The organism is Nitratidesulfovibrio sp. (genome assembly GCF_040373385.1).
GTDB lineage: Bacteria > Desulfobacterota > Desulfovibrionia > Desulfovibrionales > Desulfovibrionaceae > Cupidesulfovibrio.
This window is the reverse complement of record NZ_JBDXXH010000001.1, coordinates 280,036-297,861: the sequence shown is the minus strand read 5'-3', so window position 1 is coordinate 297,861 and position 17,826 is coordinate 280,036. Positions and strand designations below refer to the sequence as shown.

General features: G+C 66.5%; 11 protein-coding genes. 6 read left to right on the top strand and 5 right to left on the bottom strand.

Annotation, left to right across the window (positions count from 1 at the left end; all coding sequences use genetic code 11):
- Positions 1-131: 131 nt before the first annotated feature.
- From ABWO17_RS01165 to ABWO17_RS01155, 3 genes are all read right to left on the bottom strand, one after another.
- Complete coding sequence (locus ABWO17_RS01165) at positions 132-950, bottom strand: transporter substrate-binding domain-containing protein (protein ID WP_353115222.1); 819 nt, start codon at positions 948-950, stop codon at positions 132-134.
- A gap of 225 nt (positions 951-1,175) precedes the next feature.
- Positions 1,176-1,364 carry a hypothetical protein gene (locus ABWO17_RS01160; RefSeq protein WP_353115220.1) on the bottom strand — a complete coding sequence of 63 codons (189 nt, stop codon included), beginning with the start codon at positions 1,362-1,364 and terminating at the stop codon, positions 1,176-1,178.
- Positions 1,365-1,536: 172 nt separating this feature from the next.
- Entirely contained in the window at positions 1,537-4,617 is a 3,081-nt protein-coding gene (locus ABWO17_RS01155; protein ID WP_353115218.1) for an NAD-glutamate dehydrogenase domain-containing protein, read from the bottom strand.
- 181 nt (positions 4,618-4,798) lie between these two features.
- Here ABWO17_RS01155 and queF point away from each other — a divergent pair, with 181 nt between their 5' ends.
- Positions 4,799-5,401: a preQ(1) synthase gene (queF, locus tag ABWO17_RS01150; RefSeq protein ID WP_353115216.1), complete on the top strand. Its 603-nt coding sequence runs from the start codon at positions 4,799-4,801 to the stop codon at positions 5,399-5,401.
- A 208-nt stretch (positions 5,402-5,609) separates the two neighbouring features.
- Here the strand turns inward: queF and ABWO17_RS01145 are convergent, their stop codons facing one another.
- Positions 5,610-7,952, bottom strand: coding sequence for an LPS-assembly protein LptD (locus ABWO17_RS01145; RefSeq protein WP_353115214.1), 2,343 nt, complete (start codon positions 7,950-7,952; stop codon positions 5,610-5,612).
- Between the two features lie 293 nt (positions 7,953-8,245).
- On the opposite strand from ABWO17_RS01145, the gene alr reads away from it, so the two are divergent.
- The 5 genes from alr (at position 8,246) to dnaB (ending at position 12,112) form a co-directional block, all read left to right on the top strand.
- Positions 8,246-9,364, top strand: a complete 1,119-nt coding sequence (alr, locus tag ABWO17_RS01140; protein WP_353115212.1) for an alanine racemase — start codon at positions 8,246-8,248, stop codon at positions 9,362-9,364.
- Between the two features lie 229 nt (positions 9,365-9,593).
- Positions 9,594-9,899 (top strand): 30S ribosomal protein S6, encoded by a 306-nt coding sequence (gene rpsF / locus ABWO17_RS01135; RefSeq protein ID WP_353115210.1) that lies wholly within the window; start codon positions 9,594-9,596, stop codon positions 9,897-9,899.
- Between the two features lies 1 nt (position 9,900).
- Positions 9,901-10,164 (top strand): 30S ribosomal protein S18, encoded by a 264-nt coding sequence (gene rpsR / locus ABWO17_RS01130; protein ID WP_007523772.1) that lies wholly within the window; start codon positions 9,901-9,903, stop codon positions 10,162-10,164.
- Positions 10,165-10,173: 9 nt separating this feature from the next.
- Complete coding sequence (gene rplI / locus ABWO17_RS01125; RefSeq protein WP_353115208.1) at positions 10,174-10,677, top strand: 50S ribosomal protein L9; 504 nt, start codon at positions 10,174-10,176, stop codon at positions 10,675-10,677.
- A complete protein-coding gene (gene dnaB / locus ABWO17_RS01120; protein ID WP_502914850.1) occupies positions 10,628-12,112 on the top strand; it encodes a replicative DNA helicase in 1,485 nt (494 codons plus the stop codon). Before rplI ends, dnaB begins: the two co-directional genes overlap by 50 nt.
- 1,350 nt (positions 12,113-13,462) lie before the next feature.
- Here dnaB and ABWO17_RS01115 read toward each other — a convergent pair.
- The gene (locus tag ABWO17_RS01115) at positions 13,463-17,731 is read right to left on the bottom strand and encodes a DUF748 domain-containing protein (RefSeq protein WP_353115204.1); all 4,269 of its coding nucleotides are present in this window, start codon (positions 17,729-17,731) and stop codon (positions 13,463-13,465) included.
- Positions 17,732-17,826: the final 95 nt, after the last annotated feature.

Genomic DNA, 17,826 nt, shown 5'->3' with positions numbered 1-17,826 from the left:
TACCCGGTGACGGGAAGAAACGAAGGAACCGCGCCCGCGCAAAACCGTGGGGCCGGGACATGGCGGACATGGCGGACATGGCGGGGCGGGCGGGTGCCCGCCCCTGCCGAAGCTATCCGCTTATTGGACCTCTATTGCACCTGGGCGCGCCACTCGGTCGACTTCATCCACTTGCCGTAGATGCGGTCGTAGCGGCCGTCGTTCTTGATCTGACTCAGGAAGTTGTCCAGGAAGTTCAGGAAATCGGGGTCACCCTTCTTGATGCCGAAGCCCAGCGGCTCGTAGGTGAAGGGCTTGTCCAGGTGAAGGGCCTTGCCCTTGCCCTGCTCGGCCATGAACACCACGTTGAAGGGCATGTCGTACACCCAGGCGTCGGCCTTGCCGTTGATGACTTCCAGCGCGCCGTCGGCTTCCTTTTCGAAGGACTTGTACTTGGCCTTGGGCAGCATGCGCTTGGCGGCTTCCTCGCCGGTGGTGCCAAGGCGCGAGACCACGGTGTATTCCGGCTTGTTCAGGTCTTCCCAGGTCTTGACCTTGCCTTCCAGCTTCTTGCTGACGATGACCGATTGGCCGACCACGATGTACGGATCGGCGAAATTGATGCGCAGGTTGCGCTCTTGGGTCACGGTCATGCCGCTGATGATGATGTCGAACTTGTCGCTGAGCAGCGCCGGGATCATGCCGTCGAAGTCGGTGTTCACGGGCACGAACTTCACGCCCATGGCCTTGGCCAGTTCCTTGGCGAGGTCGATGTCGAAGCCGACGTAGTTGCCGTTCTTGTCGGTCATTTCGAAGGGCATGTAGCCCGCGTCGAAGCCGACGCGCAGTTCGCCGCGCGCCACGATTTCGTTGAGGGTGGACTTCTTGGCCAGCTCGATGTCGGCGGCCATGGCGGGCGCGGCGACGAGCACGGCCAGCAGCATGGCGGCCAGCAGCTTGAACAGTTTCATGCGTTCCTCCATCGGATATCGTTGAAAAACCACAACCGGCAACGCGATGCCGCGCCCCGACGCACGGCGGGCGTCGGCAATCCGCCCAAAACGCGCGGGGCGCGGCGCGGACCCCACGGGAGCCCGCTTTGAAATTTTGTGGATGCCGTGTGCATCCCGTACGCACGGCAGGAATTCCGTTCCCCCGGCGAACAACGCTTCGGAGGACGAAAACCCCGGCGAGGACTAGTACTTCCCTTCCGTAAGCACTTCCTTGACGATCATCTCGACGCGGCAGTTCTCGCAACGCGGCATGGGCTCTTCCGGCACCACGATGATGCGCGTGGTGCGGCATTTGGGGCACATGACCTCGACGAAACCGCGCCTGTAACGGTCCTTCAGCGGACCGTCCTTGTGTTGTCCTTCCCTGTTCACGGCAGCAACCTCCTTCCCGCCTTCGGACAGTGCGCGCCTGCCCGCGCCCCCGGAAACGGACAGGCATATTGGGCGAGCCCCCGCGAAAAATCAAGCCCGCAAGTGCTGCGCCTGCCCCCGCGACGGCAGTGCGGGGTCGCGCGGGGCTGGCACGGTGCGCTGCCCGTGGCGGTCATTCCAGCCCCAGCGCCTCTTCGGTGGCCCGCTTGCGCGCGCCGCGCTCCAGCAGGTGCACCACGGCCGTGGCTTCCGGCAGCCCGCTGCGCGACACCGCCGCGATCAGGTCGCGGATGCGACCGTCCTCGCGCAGCCAGGCCCGGGCCACGCTTTCGGCGTCACGCTGGCGCGCCAGCGGGGCCAGCCAGCCCGCGCCTTCCGCGTAGACAATGCGCGAGGCCGTGTGCGCGGCCACCAGCGCGTACTGGTGACGCAACGGAATGCGTTCGAATATCCGCTCGGGAAAGCGCTCGACCAGCACCGGGGGCAGATAGCCCAGCAGCACCTGGCGCAGGGCCGGGTCCGCCTCCACCGGTTCGCCGCGCGCCACCAGCGCGGCGTACAGCGCGTCGGCCACGGCGTTCATCTCCAGCGAGACATCCACGGAAATCTCGTGCAGGGCCTTGCAGCCATCGCAACGGCGAATCTCGGCCAGCAGCAGGCGCGCCTCGTCGCGGGCGCGCACCCGCAGGATGTCCAGCACCTCGGCCACGAAGCGTTCCTTGTGGGCGATGAACTCCTCGTCGGTCATGACCAGGCCGCCCAGCACCTCGTACGAAGAGCAGATGACCCCGGTCTTGTTGGCCGACGAGCCGTGCACCACCAGCACCCCGCGCTCGGCCAGGCGCTTGCGCGCCTCCGGCGCCACGAACAGGTTGGCCCCCTCTATGATGGCACGCGCCGTGGGCACCCCGCCCCGGTCGAAGAAGTCGTGCCAGTTGCGGGTATTGATGGTATCGGGCCGCCCCCCGGCGGGAATGAAGATGTCCGCGTGGGCGGTGTTGTGCAGGGTGTTGCGGCGGCGCACCCCTTCCGGGGTGTCGGACGTGGCCACCCACGCCCCCTCGCCGCGTAGCCGAGCCGGGTCGAAGGCGCTGATGCTGCGCTGGGCATCCACGAGGCGCAGCAGTTCGGACTGGTCCAGCCCGTCCGGGTCCCAGGCCCCGCCGTGCCCGTCGCTGACAGCCACGATGCGGACGTTGCCGCCATAGGCCTCGAACATCAGGCGCATCAGGTTGCCCGCCACGTCGCCCTTGGGGCCGCCGGTGATCTTCACCGTGAACGGCTGGGCGAAGGGGTCGATGCCCAGATGCCGCAGCATTTCCTCGGCAAAGACCATCAGCCCGATGCTGGTGACGCCGTACTGCTTGTGGTTGATGCCAGCCCCGGCCTTGGAGCTCATGAACGCCGAGGGCCAGCGGTAGCCGCGCTGGCGGGCGCGTTCCACCATCCAGGCGATGTGCGCAGGCTGGATGTTCTCGTCCGGGCCGCAGTAGATGATTTCTTCCCGGCCCAGGTAATCCACCACGCCGGGCAGGGCCGGGGTGTCCTGGCCGGGCAGCACCACGTCCAGCAGCGAGTTGATCACCGAGGCCACGGCCAGCCCCACGTCGCCCAGCGGCCCCAGCAGGATGACCGCCTTGGCCCCGCCCTCCGGGATGTCCTTGTTCTTGACCTGCTGGGCATAGGCCAGCCCCTTCACCTCGTCATACAGGCGGTTCGATTCCAGCTCGAACTGCTCCTGGGTGCGGGTGGGCACCACGCGCACGCCGCCGCGCGCCATGTCGCGGTAGCGGATGTGAAAGCCAAGGCCCCCCGGCGCGTGGAAGAAGAAGATGCCGAAGGGCAGTTCCTCGCCCTCGTAGCGATAGGCGGGAGGCAGGAATTCCGGGTCCAGCCGGAAGGACAAGCCATAAATGGTATCGAGGAAATAGTTGGTGCGCAGCACATGGCGAAAGAAGCGCTGGATCATCAGCAGCACGGCTCGCTCGCGCTCGTCGGCCACCGCATTCACGGCGTCCGTTGCGTCGGCCTCCAGCCTGCGGGCAGCCGCCTCGCGCTCGCCCAGGGTGGGGTCGAAGCGGGCCTCGAACCAGTCCACCAACGCCGCGGTTTCGGCCCGGCGGGCCAGCACGACGCGCACCACGTTCTGGGTACTGAAGGCCCACTGGTTGTCCTTGGCCAGGAACACGTGGGCAAAGCCGCAGGCGGCCTGCAACAGCATGATGCGCTTGATGGGCCAGGATTCCTCGTCGGCCAGGATTTCCAGTTCATGCGGGGCAAACCACTTCACCAGGCGCAGCTTCTTGCGCAGGTTCTGCCACAGGGCGGAATCGTCCAGGATCAGGTCGCCCTTGTGCGACACGTAAAAGCTCATGATGGCCGTCTCGCCCGACTCGTCGGCGAAGGTGTCCGCGTAGGCGCGGTGCACGGTGATGTCCAGGCGGCGCATGATCCTTGCGATTTGCAGCAGCAGGCCCGTGGCCGGGGGATGGCGCATGGCCACCACGATGCGCGTCTCGCGCCGGATGTCACAGGGCTCCGCCGACAATTCGGCTGCGGCTGCCCCGGCTGCCCCTATCCCTTCGGACGCGGCGGGTCCGGCGGGTCCGGCGGGCTCGGCGGGCCCGGCGGGCCCGGCGGGCGCCGTGCACTGTTCGATGAGCAGGCCGGTGTCATCGCCGCCGCCTATCTCGCGCAGCAGCCGGAAGTGGCGGGCGGCCCGCACCGGGTCGAATTTTTCCACGTATTCCGCGTTGGCGGTGGCCAGAAACGCGGCAAAGGGAGGCATGTCCGTTTCCGGCAGCTCGCCGCTGGCGCGCATGGCGTCCAGAGCGGCGCTGAACAGGTCGTCACCCTGGACTGTGCGCAGGCTGCCCGCGCGGGGCTGCGGGGCCAGCAGGAATTCGTTCAGCCCCAATTGCCCATCGGCCGTGGTGTAGATGCGCGCGGTCTCGATGTGCTCACCCAGCAGACCGGCCAGAATGCCGTGCAGGTCGCGCGAGGCGGAGGGGGAAATGTAGGTGATCTTGCGGCCGTCCGGGCTGGCCAGGCGCACGGCGTGGTTGTCCGTGACCACCCGGCCGGAAATGATGGCTTGCAGGTGGTGCACCTGCTCCGTCACCGAGTGGGTACGCAGGTAATAGTCCGGCATATTGGCAAAAAACCACGGCACCACCTGATCGGCAATGCCGCCAAGCCCGCCCTTGACGAGCGAGAGCGCTTCTTCCACTCCTTTGGCATGGGACTCGGCCATGGGACATCCTCCGTGGCGGACGGTTTGCCGCTCAGGATAGCGCAATGGCCCGCCGTGGCAACCGTTTTCTGTTGCCGGGAGTAGTTGTCGCCAGTACCACCACGGACGCCGTCCACGCCGCTTGCCAAGCCCGCCCCCAGCGGCGACAATGCGGCATCACATTCCCACGGGAGAACATCGCATGACCAGGAAGTCCGCATCCCCCGCGTCCGGTTCCGCGTCCGCCAACGCATCCGGCAGCACATCGGGCAGCACATCGGGCAGCACATCGGGCACCGCCGACGCCACCCATACCCGCAGCCAGGACCAGACCGCCCACCTGCGCACGCTGGGCGTGAAGGCCGACTACCCGCACGCCGGGCCCGGCCCGCACATTTTGGAAGCCTTCCCCAACAATTTCCCGGACCGGCCCTACATCGTGAGCATCGCCTTTCCGGAATTCACCTCGCTGTGTCCGGTGACCGGCCAGCCCGACTTTGCCACCATCGTCACCGAATACATCCCCGACCAACTGTGCGTGGAGTCGAAAAGCTTCAAGCTGTACATGTTCGCGTACCGCAACCACCAGTCGTTCATGGAAACCATCACCAACACCGTGCTCGACCACATGACCGAGGCGCTGGACCCGCTGTGGTGCCGGGTGAAGGGACTGTTCACGCCCCGCGGCGGCACCCACCTGCATGTGTTCGCCGAACGCTTCAAGCAGGTGGAGGAGCCGCGCGCGGCCATGGTGCGCGAAATGGTATCGGAGTGGAAACGCGAGAGCGGGCGGCACACGGTGTAGCGCCGCGCCTGTCTCCGGACGCCGCCAGACCGCGCCAAACATTCCAAAGACGAAGACGCCGCCGGGGGATACCCCGGCGGCGCCGTTACTTTTGCCCTGTCAAACCGAGCGGAAAAAAACATGCTGGCGGACACGCATACCAGGCGCTCCGCACCTGACAGCCCTAGCCCACGCGAACATGCGCAAGAGACTGACGCTGGGCCGCCATCTAATCGCTGAGGCCCGGCAACACCACCAGGAATTCGTAGCGTTCCTCGTCGCGGTCGAAGGTGGTCCGCCCGATGAGCTTGAAGCACTGGTGGGTATACATGATGTCGAATATCCGCTCCAGGTCACGACCATTCTCGATGTCCACGCGGTATTCCCCCCCAACGCTCCACGGCCCCCACACCGAGGCTTCGCCGCGCAGGTACAGCGAGCTGATGTCGTAATCGCGCGTCCTGCTGTACTCGTCGAGCCTGGAGCGCCAGTTGTAGCCCAGGGTCAGCCGCCCGTTTTCGGGATCGACGAGGGACAGGCCGTGGTCGTGCTGGGTGACATCGCCGGAATAAGGCGACCACGCGGTAATGCTGTGCCATCCCAGCCACGCCACCGGGTAGTATTCCACCTCGGCCCGGTAGTCGAGCACGGGGCGGCGCTCGTAGGTGTCGAGTTCGTCGCCGCGGTTGGCCTCGCGGATATCGTAGCCGCTTTGCAGCTTGACCCGCAGGAACTCCAGGTAGTCGGTGGACAGGTCCGGCTCTGCCACGCCTTCTTTGTCGGTCTTCATGCGCACCATTTCGCGCTTGCGCGTGAACACGTTGGTGATGGAGTAGACCAGTTCGTTGCGGGCGCCGATGCGGTCGTCGTCATCGTAGCGAGGATTGTCCTCCTGATCTTCCAGGGGGAGATTGTTGTATTCCACGCGCGGCTGCACCGCATGGCGGATGCCCGTCCAGCGGGTTTGCCCCACGTTCTCGGCCGACAGGGTGAGGGGTGCGCTTTCCACGCGGTAGACACGGGCGAATTCCGTCGACGCCGCGACGTTGTAGTCGGGAAGGGTGCGGGCCTCGCCCGAGGAATCGCCGCCGTCGCCGGGCAGGCTCTCGCGGCGTTCGGTGTCGTACACGGTCTGGCGCAGGCCCACGGAGGAGATCACCGAACCGTACTTGCCGTTCACCGGCAGCACCACCTGTGGATGCACGTCGTGCCGCGCGCCCTGGGTGCCGTTGCGGCGGTGGAAGTACACCGACTGCGCCGAGGCCTGCACTTCCAGCGGCAGCCCTTCGAACAGGGCGCCCCGGTGCAGGTACACGTCGGCCTCGGGCAGGCGCTGGGGCAGCGAGTCCGACGAGTAGGGATGGTTGCCGTTGCCCAGTTCCGGGTCCTGGTCATACCGACCGCCCAAGGCCACGGAAACGCGGTCCCAGTCGCGGGTCAGCATGATCTGGCTGGTGCGGTAGCGGTCACGCTCGTTGATGTCGCGGCCGAACAGACTGAACAGGTTGTCGCGCGAATCACCGAACCCACCAAGTCCTCGCTTGAACTCGCGCAGGTAGTTCTGGTCGGACACGTAGTCCAGATCGCCCTTGAGCCGCCAGCGCGGGTCGCCAAGGCGCTGCTCGAACATGCCGCGCAGCCAGTACCGTTCATGGTTGGTGCGGATCAGGCCGTCGCTGCCGTCGATGTCGTCGTCGCCGTCGTCGTCCACTGTCTGGTTGTCGTACAGCCAGTCGAAGCGCAGCCAGGTGGTCTGGTCCGTGGTGGGCCGGGAGCGATACTCCACCCCGTGCATGAACCCGCGCTCGGACATGAAGTACTCATTCAGGGTCACGTCGCTGGTGTCGTCCAGCACCCAGTAGTACGGCTGGTTGTAGAAGAAACCGTCGCGAGAGCTGATGCCGTACTGCGGCACCAGGAAGCCCGACTGGCGGGTGCGCTTGGCGGGCATGACGAAATACGGGGAATAGGCGACGTCGCTGTTCTTCACCTGGAAGTTCGAGCGCCACAGGCGGGCGTAGCCGTCGATCTCGACCACGGCTTCCTCGGCGGTCAGCGACCAGGCCGGGGTATCGCCGTCGCACACGGTGATCTTGGCGTTGGTGAAGGTGTAGAGGTCGCCCCAGTTCTTGTCGATGCGCTCGCCCGCGAAATAGGCGTGGGGCTCACCCATGAAGATGCGGCCGTTCTTCATCCACCCGGTGCGGCTGCGCAGATCGAATTCGGCTTCTTCGGCGGCGATGTCGTCCTTGCCGAAGTGCACCTCGACGTTGCCCTTCAGGTACACCCAGTTGGTGGCGGAATAATAGCGGATGTAGTCGGCCTTCAGATAGTCCTTGCCGCGCCGCAGGGCCACGCGGCCCTCGGCCTCGATGATCTTGCTGTCGTTCTGCGACGTGACGGAATCTGCCGTGAGGTTCCAGGTCACCTCGCGATCGTCCTCCGTACGCATCTGCAACACGTTGGGCTGCGTCTGCTGGGCGTGCGCCCCGCCCGCAAACAGAATGCCGGAAAGCAGCAGGAACACATATGCCGCGAACCCGACGAGCGGGCGGAGTCTGCCATCTGTCATGCGCGGTCCGGATCATCCGGGCGTGGGCCCGGTTTATGAAGTCACGTGGGGCTCCGGTTCCCCGGCGCGCGGCACACGGCATCTCGCATCGGCGCGCGGCGGGGTGTCGAAGATGTTGAATGTCACGGCGCGAGGGGGTACAACCGCTCCCTGCACAATACCGGGACCGCAGTCGTTTACCACAACTTTCCCGGCAGGAAAAGCCGCCGCCAGCCCCTTATCCCGACACCGGACCGTTCCCCTGCCGGAACCGACACCGAATCCCCCCGCCGGACCCGACCATGGAGCCTCGCATGACCATAGCCTACAACAAGATAGCCGTCCGCGTGCGCCTTGGCGCGCTGCGCCGCAATTTCGAAAAATTGCGCCGCATGGCCCCCGCCGCCATGCCGGTGATCAAGTCCGACGCATACGGCCACGGCCTTCTGCCCGTGGCCCGCACCCTGGAAGCCGCCGGGGCCGACGCCTTTGCCGCGGGCACCGTGGGCGAATGTGCCCAACTGCGCGACGGCGGCATTCCCGGTCGCATCGTGGCCCTGCTGGGCGCCACGGACGCCGCTGACGCCGAATGCTGCGTCGCCCGGTCCATAGTACCCGCCGTGTATTCCGCCGACCAGCTGGAAATGCTGGCCGGACGCGCCGCCCCCGGCCAGCAGGTGGACATCGCCCTCAAGTTCGACACCGGCATGGCCCGCCTGGGCTTTTCCGAAGCCGACCTGCCCGCCCTGCTCGACCGGCTGCACGCCCGGCCCATGCTGCGCCCGGTGCTGGTCATGTCGCACCTTGCCGTGTCCGACGATCCTTCGCGGGCCGACTTCACCCGGCAGCAGGGCGAAACCTTTGCCCGCATCCTGTCCGGGGTACGCGCCGACTGGCCCGCCGCGCAGGGGTCGCTGGCCAACTCGGCCGCGCTGCTGGCCCACAAGGAACTGCACTTCGACGTGCAGCGCCCCGGCATCGCCCTGTACGGCGCAAACCCCCTGCGGGGCACCGCGCAAGAGCACCTTGGGGACGGGCTGCAACCGGCCATGGACGTGGCCGCGCCCATCCTGCAGGTGCACCCCCTGCCCGCCGGGCGCAGCATCAGTTACGGCCGCACCTTCACCGCCCCTCGCGACATGACCGTGGCCATCGTGGCCACCGGCTACGCCGACGCCTACAGCCGGGGGCTTTCCGGCAAGGGCGCCATGACCGTGCACGGTCGCCGCGTGCCCATCCTTGGCCGGGTATGCATGCAGATGACCGCCGTGGACGTGACCGACGTGCCCGGCGTGACCGCTGGCGACGACGCCTACCTGCTGGGTGGCCCCGGCGAGGCCCTGACGCCCGACGACCTGGCCGACCTGTGGGGCACCATATCCTATGAAGTGCTCTGCCTGCTGGGCATGAACCCGCGCACCCACAGGGAATAGGGGCCCAGTTCACCGCCGCCAACCGCCGCCGACCGCCGACGATCGCTGGCGCCGCGTGCAGGCATGCGCGGGCATGCCCCGGCATGCTCTGGCCGTCCACACCCGCCCGGCCTTGCCCGGCGCCGCCAACTGGGTTGTTGACACCCGGACGGCCTGCGACTATAGACCCTGTTTCTGCCTTGCTCGCCCCCACGTGTGGGGCGGGCCAAAGCCCACAAGGAGGAATCCCATGAGGAAGTTTGAAACGCTGCTGCTCCTTTCCCCGGAGCTGGCCGCGGATGCCCGCGAGGTGCTGCTTGGCACCCTCACCGGTGTCATTGAGCGTGAACAGGGCAAGATGGTCACCGCCGATCACTGGGGCATGCGCGACCTCGCCTACCCCGTGCAGAAGCACATGCGCGGCTACTACGTGCGCCTCGAATACCTCGCCCCCGGCGAGGCCGTGGCCGAAGTGGAACGCAACATCCGCATCTCCGACGGCATCTTCAAGTTCGTCACCGTCAAGCTGGCCGACGCGGTCGAGGAGGTTGCATAACATGGCCTTCAAGAAGAAGTTCACTCCGCGCCGCAAGTTCTGCCGCTTCTGCGCCGACAAGGACCTGCCCCTCGATTACAAGCGCGCCGACATCCTGCGCGACTTCATCACCGAGCGCGGCAAGATCATCGCCCGCCGCATCACCGGCACCTGCGCCCATCACCAGCGTCTGCTCACCCGTGAAATCAAGCGCGCCCGTCAGATGGCTCTCTTGTTCTACACCGCGGGTCACTCCAGCGACGTCAAGAAAAAGAGCCAGATCTAGGAGGATGGGATGAAGCTGATCCTTCGTGCTGACGTTGAAAATCTGGGCCGCCTCGGCGACGTCGTCACCGTGAAGCCCGGTTTCGGCCGCAACTTCCTGCTGCCGCAGGGCTTGGCCATGCTGGCCTCCGATGCCAACCTGAAGGCGTTCGAACTGGAGCGCAAGAAGCTTCAGGCCAAGATGGACGCCCTGCGCACCGCGGCCTCCGACCTGTCCGCCAAGATCGCGGCCACCGACCTGGTGATCCCCGTTCGCGTGGGCGAAAACGACAAGCTCTACGGTTCCGTCACCACCGCCATCATCGGCGATGCGCTGGCCGAAAAGGGCGTGGACATCGACCGTCGCCGCATTCTGCTCGACGCCGCCATCCGCACCCTGGGCACGCACGAAGTGCGCGTCCGCCTGCACGCCGACGTGGTGGCCACCCTGAACGTCAAGGTTGTTGCCGAAGACAAGGTGCGTGATGCCGCAGAACCCGTCGTGGTCGCCGAACCGGAAACCCCGGTCGAATAGCCACTCCGATTCCGACACCGCCTCCGCCTACCAGGGCGGGGGCGGTGCTTCCGATCCGACGGAACGCGCTTCCGCCGATTTGTTGCGCCGAGTCCCCCCGCACAGCACCGAAGCCGAACAGGCCGTGCTCGGGGGGATTCTGCTTCGCAACTCGGTGCTGCATTCCGTGGTCGATACCTTGCGACCGGAAGACTTCTACCTGCCCGCCCACCAGCAGATCTACGACGCGTGCCTGGAGCTGTACCGGCGCAACGCCCCCATCGACCTCGTGACCATGGCGGAATACCTGCAATCGCAGAGCCGTCTGGAAGGGGTGGGCGGGGCCGTCTATCTTGCCGAACTGGCCCAGGCCACCATCAGCGCCGCCAACGCCGAGCACTACGCCACCATCGTGCGCGACAAGTCGCTGCTGCGTTCGCTGATCGGCGCGGGTTCCGAAATCATCAGCAACTGCTATGATGCCTCGCGCGAGGTGCAGAAGCTGCTGGACGAATCGGAGCAGGCGGTATTCGCCATCTCCGAGCGGGTCAGCGGCAAGATGTTCCGCAGCGCCAAGGAGTTGGTGAACAAGGTCTTTGAAGACCTGGTGAAACGCTGCGACCGCAAGGAAGTGGTCACCGGCGTCACCACCGGCTTCGTGCAGCTCGACCAGATGACCTCAGGCCTGCAACCCTCGGACCTGATCATCGTGGCGGCGCGCCCCTCCATGGGCAAGACCGCCTTCGCCCTGAACATGTGCCTGCGCGCCGCCGTGAACCAGAACACCCCGGTGGCCGTGTACTCCCTGGAAATGTCCATGGAGCAGCTGGTCATGCGCATGCTCTGCTCGCTGGGCAAGGTGGACCTGTCCAAGGTGCGCAAGGGCTTCCTGGACGACGAGGACTGGCAGCGCCTGTACCACGCCGCCGACGTGTTGTCGCAGGCGCCCGTGTACATCGACGACACCCCGGCCATCACCACGCTGGAACTGCGCGCCCGCACCCGCCGCCTGAAGGCGGAACGCGGCGTGGGCCTCGTGATGGTGGACTACCTTCAGTTGATGCGTTCCGCCCGCCGGGTGGATTCGCGCGAACTGGAAATTTCGGAAATCTCGCGGTCGCTGAAGGCCCTGGCCAAGGAACTGTACATCCCGGTCATTGCCCTGTCGCAGCTGAACCGCAAGGTGGAAGAACGTACCAACAAGCGGCCCATGCTCTCGGACTTGCGCGAATCGGGCGCCATCGAGCAGGATGCCGACGTGATCATGTTCATCTACCGCGACGATGCCTACAACAAGCGCGACGACAACCCGCGCAAGGGTATCGCGGAAATCATCATCGGCAAGCAGCGCAACGGCCCCGTAGGCGTTGCCGAGCTTGCCTACCTGCCCTCCTACACCGCGTTCGAGGATTTGACGTTCGTCCCGCCGCCGCCCTCGGAGGGGTATGGGGATTAGGGGTGGATGGCGCGGATGCGCGTGGACGGGAAGGGAAGGAAGAGAGGAGTGTTGCGGGGCTGCCGAAAGGTGGCCCCGTTTTTGTTTGGTGGTGCCAAGGCGGGGACCAGGGAAGGCAAGAGGGGAAGGGAGGAGTCGTGCCCTGTTGGGCGCGGCTTCCACGAAGGCCGTCGTGCGTTGTTGCCCACGCTCGATTTCGCTATGCCTCCGGCGGGGGGAAGGGGTGTGCGCGGTTACACCCGGCTTCTACGAAGGCAGTCGTGCGTTGTTGCCCACGCTCGACTTCGTTATGTCTCCGACGGGCAAGGGGCCTGCGCTTTGCGGTCGCCATCCGTAAGACTCGCGCTTTGCGCTCGCCTAACGGCTGCCGCTAAGCGGCGACCCCTTGCATCCCCGCGCTCCGGGGGGCGCTGCCCCCCTGGTCCCCCCAACATATCCTGCGCGGCGTCCTCTCGACGGCAGCTTCCCTTCGGCGCAGGGCGCCTCCGGGTGATCTGCCGCCGGTGCCGCCAATGCGCACAAAACTCTCGCTGGCCCGGCAAAGCTGCGGTGCCTGTATCTACAGACATCCTGCACCGCATTCCTGCGCCGCCAGCTTCCCTTCGGCGCAAAGCGCCTTCGGGTGATCTGGCGACGGGAATGCGATGTGCGCAAGGCTCTCGGTGGGATGACGAAGCAAGAGGCTCTACTCTCACCCGTTGCGACGCATATACAGCCGTCAAAGCCCGACGGCACGCGCTTCTACGTTCGAAACGCGGTCGTCCACATGACACGAGGGAATATTCTCGCATGCTCGTACCTGTTGATTGAGCGAAAGAATCCTTTGCGAGGCGGAAGCTTCGGCGCCACGGATGCGCACCGCAGGCCAACCTTTGAAAGGGGCAGTCGTATTCGGTGTATTGTCCGACAGAAACACACGCGCGTAGAAGCGTGTGACGCCGGGCTTTGACGGCGGCACATGCGTCGCAACGGGGGAAGGAAAAAGGCACCCTCGCTTCGCCATGGCGGCGAGAGATTTACGCACATCGCATTCAGCCGGGCAGATCGCCCGAGGCGCGCCAGCGCCGCAGGAAAGCTGCCCGGCGTAAGAATGCGGTGCATGACGCGTTGGGGGTCCAGGACTTCAGCCGTTAGGCGAGCGCAACGCGCGAGTCTTACGGATGAAGATAGCAGAGCTGAGGCGGAGCCCCCCTGGAGCGCGGGGGTGCAGGGGGGCCTCGCTAAAGGCCCCCTTGCCCGTCGGAGACATAACGAAATCGAGCGTGCTCAACTGGACTCGCGTGTATTCGTAGAAACCGCATCCAACAGGCCGCGACAACTCTACCGCGCCTCGCGCCCATCCCCCCCCCCTCACTGCAACCCCAGATTAACCCTGCTCCCTCCGCCCTTGGCGCCATCCCCACCAGTCCCACCATCCCCGCCAGCCGCAGGCGCCACCTTGGCCCCCGCCAGAAACACCCGTTCGCCCAAGGCCGGATCAATCTCCAGCAGCTTGTCGCGCACGGTCTTGGCCCGCGCGGTGGCCAGTTCCTTCAGCGCCTCGGGCGTCACGTCATGATGTTCCTTCAGCGCGGCCTCCATCACGGCAACAGGCTGTGATTTCGTAAAACCCACCACGTTGCGTGGCTTGTCGAAGGGCGCATCCTTGTACACCTCATCCAGCAGATCCTCGTATTCATCCGTGTCGATGATCACGTCGTCCACGTTCACCCGCGCCCGTTCGGCACGCGACAGCGAGGCGTGCTTGGCCTCGCGCAGGGCGCGCAGCAGGGCCTGTTCCTTCAGGCCGCGTGTGTCGCCGTCCGGCTCTGCCGTACCCTGCACCTCCAGTTTCAGGCGCGGGCGCTGGCGCAGCACCTCGACCACGGCGCGCAGGTCCTTTTCCGCCGCCTCGTTCAGCGTTGCCACGCCGGGCGGAAATTCCACGTAGCGCATGTCCCTGCCGCCGGAGCCCAGAGTGAGCACACTGCCCACCAGTGCGAAGGGCGAGGTGACCACCTTGACCATCAGGTTCAGCACGGCCTGCATGACCACGCCGCCCAGACGGAATTCCGGGTCGTCCAGCCGCCCTTTCACGGGCAGGCGCAAGTCCACGTTGCCGCTCATGTCCTGCAACAGGGCCAGGCCCAGCTTCACCGGGTAGTTGGGCGCGTCGGGCCGGTTGTCCTTGCTGCCCAGTTCGATCTGGCTGAGGGTGAAGTGATTGTCGGCATCCAGCACCCAGTTTTCCGCCTTTACGGCCACATCGGCGGAAAAGCGCCCGTGCTCCACGGGATAGGCGATGTACTGCACCGCGTAGGGCGACAGGGGCACCAGGTCCAACCCGGACATGGTGAAGCGCATGTCCGCGAACACGGGATGGATGAGCGGATTCACCGTACCGCCCACCAACACCGGAACGCCTTCGATGCCCGCGCGCAACTGCACCTCGGCCCGCGAGGCCGGGTCCAGCGAAACGCCGGAGATGCGCCCCTCGATGTCCGACATTTCGGCAGCATAGGCGGGGGACATGCGCTCGTCGCGAAAGCGCAGCGAGCCGCCGGAGATGGACAGGCTGCCCACCTCCAGCGTGGTGAACGGCCCGGCGTTGGGGCGGGCCGCAACCTCCGCGCCGTCACCCTGTGCGGAAGATGTGGGGGGCGGCAATGCCGAATCCGTGGCAGGACCGGACGCAGCCTTGTTGGCGGGCTGCGCGGTGGCGTCCGCCAGAGACTTGGCGTCCTTTGCAGTTGCCGGGGGCTTCGCGTTCTCCCCTGCTGCCGGTGGCGTGGCGCCCTTCTCCCCTGCCGCTACCTTGCCCCCCATGGCCCGGCTGATGCTGGTGGTTCCGTCCTTGAACACCATCACCGAAAGCTTCGGCTTCTCCAGCCCCACCTCCTGCACGCGCAGGGAAAGATCGCCCGATGGCTGCTGGCCGAAGCGCAACCCGCGCACCGAAAACCGCCGCAACGAGGCCAGTTCCTGCTTGCCACCGGCAAGCTTCAGCGACAGGTTGTCCAGCCGCGCCGCACCCTCCACGTCCACTTCCAGCGCTGATTCCGCCTGAGCGGGTGCGCGGCGCGCCCTGCCCGCCGGACTTGCCGGAACGGAGTGTTCGCGCAGGGCCACCTTGAGTTCCGACGACACCTCGCCGCTGCCGAACAACAGGTCGCTCACCTCGCCCAGATACGGGTCCAGCGGACGCAGATCCACCTTGGACAGCATGGAATCCACGGTCATGTGCAGCGGCTGCGCCGTGCCCTTGGCCTTGATGCCGATGGTCCCCTGCTTCTGCCACCGCGCCCCGAAATCCACATCCAGTGGTGCGCCGCGTTGCGGGGACAGCGGGCCGGTGACCAGGCGCATTCCTTCCAGGGTCAGCGCGCCCGGTTCCCTGGGCTCCCGATCATCGAAGGTCAGGCGGCCATCGTCCATGCGCAGCGAGGCCACGGACACCTGCCATTCCGGCCCCTCCGGCGCTGGGGCGACCTTCTGTGGTGAGGTGCGCGAGGCTGCGCGCGCCGCCGGGTGTTCCTGCCTCGCGCCACGCCCGACGGTGCCGGGCCGGGCAGGCGCGCCGGATTTCGCGGACCGGGCCTTGGCAGGTTCCGCCGCAACCGCGCCGCCTGCCAGCGACGTTAGGTCGATGACGCCATCCTTGCCGCGTACCACCCGGACATCGGGTTTCGTCAACGTCACCGGCCCCACGGCCACGGTGCGCGCCGCAAGGTCCACCGAGGTGTCGGCCACCTCCAGCTTGCCAAGACTCACGGACGGCGGCTTCTGCCCGGCAGGTGCCCCGGCAGGCGCCCCGGCCAGCGATAAGGACAGGCCCGACACCTGCACCGCGCCCTTGCGCACCACAAGGCCGGGGGTATCGGGCGTGGCCAGCGAAAGATCGATCTCGCCCTGCGCGCCCGCAACCCCGGCGTCCAGCGACAGGGGCAGGGCCTGGGCCACGTAGCCGCGTACTGGCGGCAGCGGCAGGTCGCGCGCGTCCAGCCGCAGGGCCACGCCCAGCGGAGCAAGCGTCACGTTGCCCTCTGCCTTCAGCGTGCCCGCGCCCGCTTTGGCCGGGGCGGTCGATTTGGCCCCGTCACCTGCCGCACCGCCGCCGTCCATGCGCAAGGTGGCGGTAAATGCCCCGCCGCCCTTGGGATGGTCCTTACCGCCGGGTGTGGCGAAATCGGTCAGGGTCACGTCAAGGCCACTCAGGCGCACCTGCGCGCCGCCGGGCACGGAGGCATCCTTCCAGACCAGCGTGCCATCGCGCAGTTCCAGCGTGCGCACGTTGACCACGAAGGGCGACTGATCCGCAGCGGTCCCGACCGAAGCCGGAGCCGTGGCATTGGCTGGCGAGCCGCCCGCCCCCATGCCGCCATTTCCGCCAATTCCATTAGTCCCGTTTGTTCCAACGACGGCACTGGCGACCGCCTGCCCACCCTGCGTGACCTGGTCTGGCGCGGCCCGCTCCTGTTTCTCTTGATCCTGCTTCGCCTGAACCGGCTGCACCTGTGCTGACGCCTGCCGCTTTCCGCCCGCCGGGGCCACAAAGCCCAGCCAGTCGATGCTGCCGTCCGCCAGCCGCCCCACCCGCGCCAGCAGGCCATCCACTGCCACCCGGCGCACGTCCACGTGCCGGTCCAGCAGCGAGAATTCCTCCACCTCCACCACGCCGGAGGTCAGCCCCAGAACCGGCTCCTTGCCGTCCGGGGCGTTCACCCGCAAGTCATGCAGGGTCACAGCCCCCGCCAGCCCGAACTCCACGTCGTGCGCGGCGGACTGCTCCACCACCAGCTTCAGGTTCACGCCCAGCCGTCCCGATTCCAGACGCAGCGGCGTGAACGCAGCCAGATATTCGCGGTACTGGGTCAGGTCCACCTCGTCGGTGACCACATCGAACTCGGTGCGCAGGTGCTCGGCAAAGGGCAGCAGCCGCCCCTGTACGCTCAGCACCCTGCCGTCCACAGTGGCGTTGAGGCTGGGGGTGATGGTCCGCTCGCGGTCGCGCTCCATGGTGGAGGTGAACGACACCACGAACTGCAATTCGGTGATGGTGTGGATGGTCTTCAGCGGCGCATCGTGGAAGATCACCGTGCCGTTGACCACCTCGAAATTGCTGGCCGCAAAGGGGAACAGGGGCGCGTCCGCGCCGTCCGATTTCCCGTCCTCGCCTTCTCCGTCCGGCGGAAGGAATTCCGAGAAGGAGTAGCGCCCGTCGCCGAAATGGGCCACGTACACCACCGGGTTCACCAGCCGCACGTAGGCCAGCACCGGCGCAAGGCGCAGCGCGGCGGAAAGGCCGGGCGAGAACTCCAGCGCGTCGAAGGTCAGCATGTCGCCGTCGCCGGTGGGATTGGGCACGCGCACGCCCTGGATGGACAGCGCCCACGAATAGGGGTTGAAGCGCACCTTCTCCACGGTGCAACGCACCCGCAGCTTGTCGGACAACTGGTCTTCCAGCACGCCGCGCAACAGCGGCGGCATGGCCAGTCCGGCCAGCACGCCCCATGCCGCGACAATGGCGACCACGGTGTATGTCCAGCGGCGCACCCGCCGCAATGCCCACCACGCCTTTCCGCGCGATGCAATGGCGGCTGGCGACCACCCCGACGAACTCTTTTCCGGCTTCGCGCTCATACCCGCTCCATGCTTCCGGATTGATGATTCTGCCAGCACCATAGGGCAGTTACGCCTTCATGAGAAGGGGTGTGCGCCACAACGCGGGGCAACCC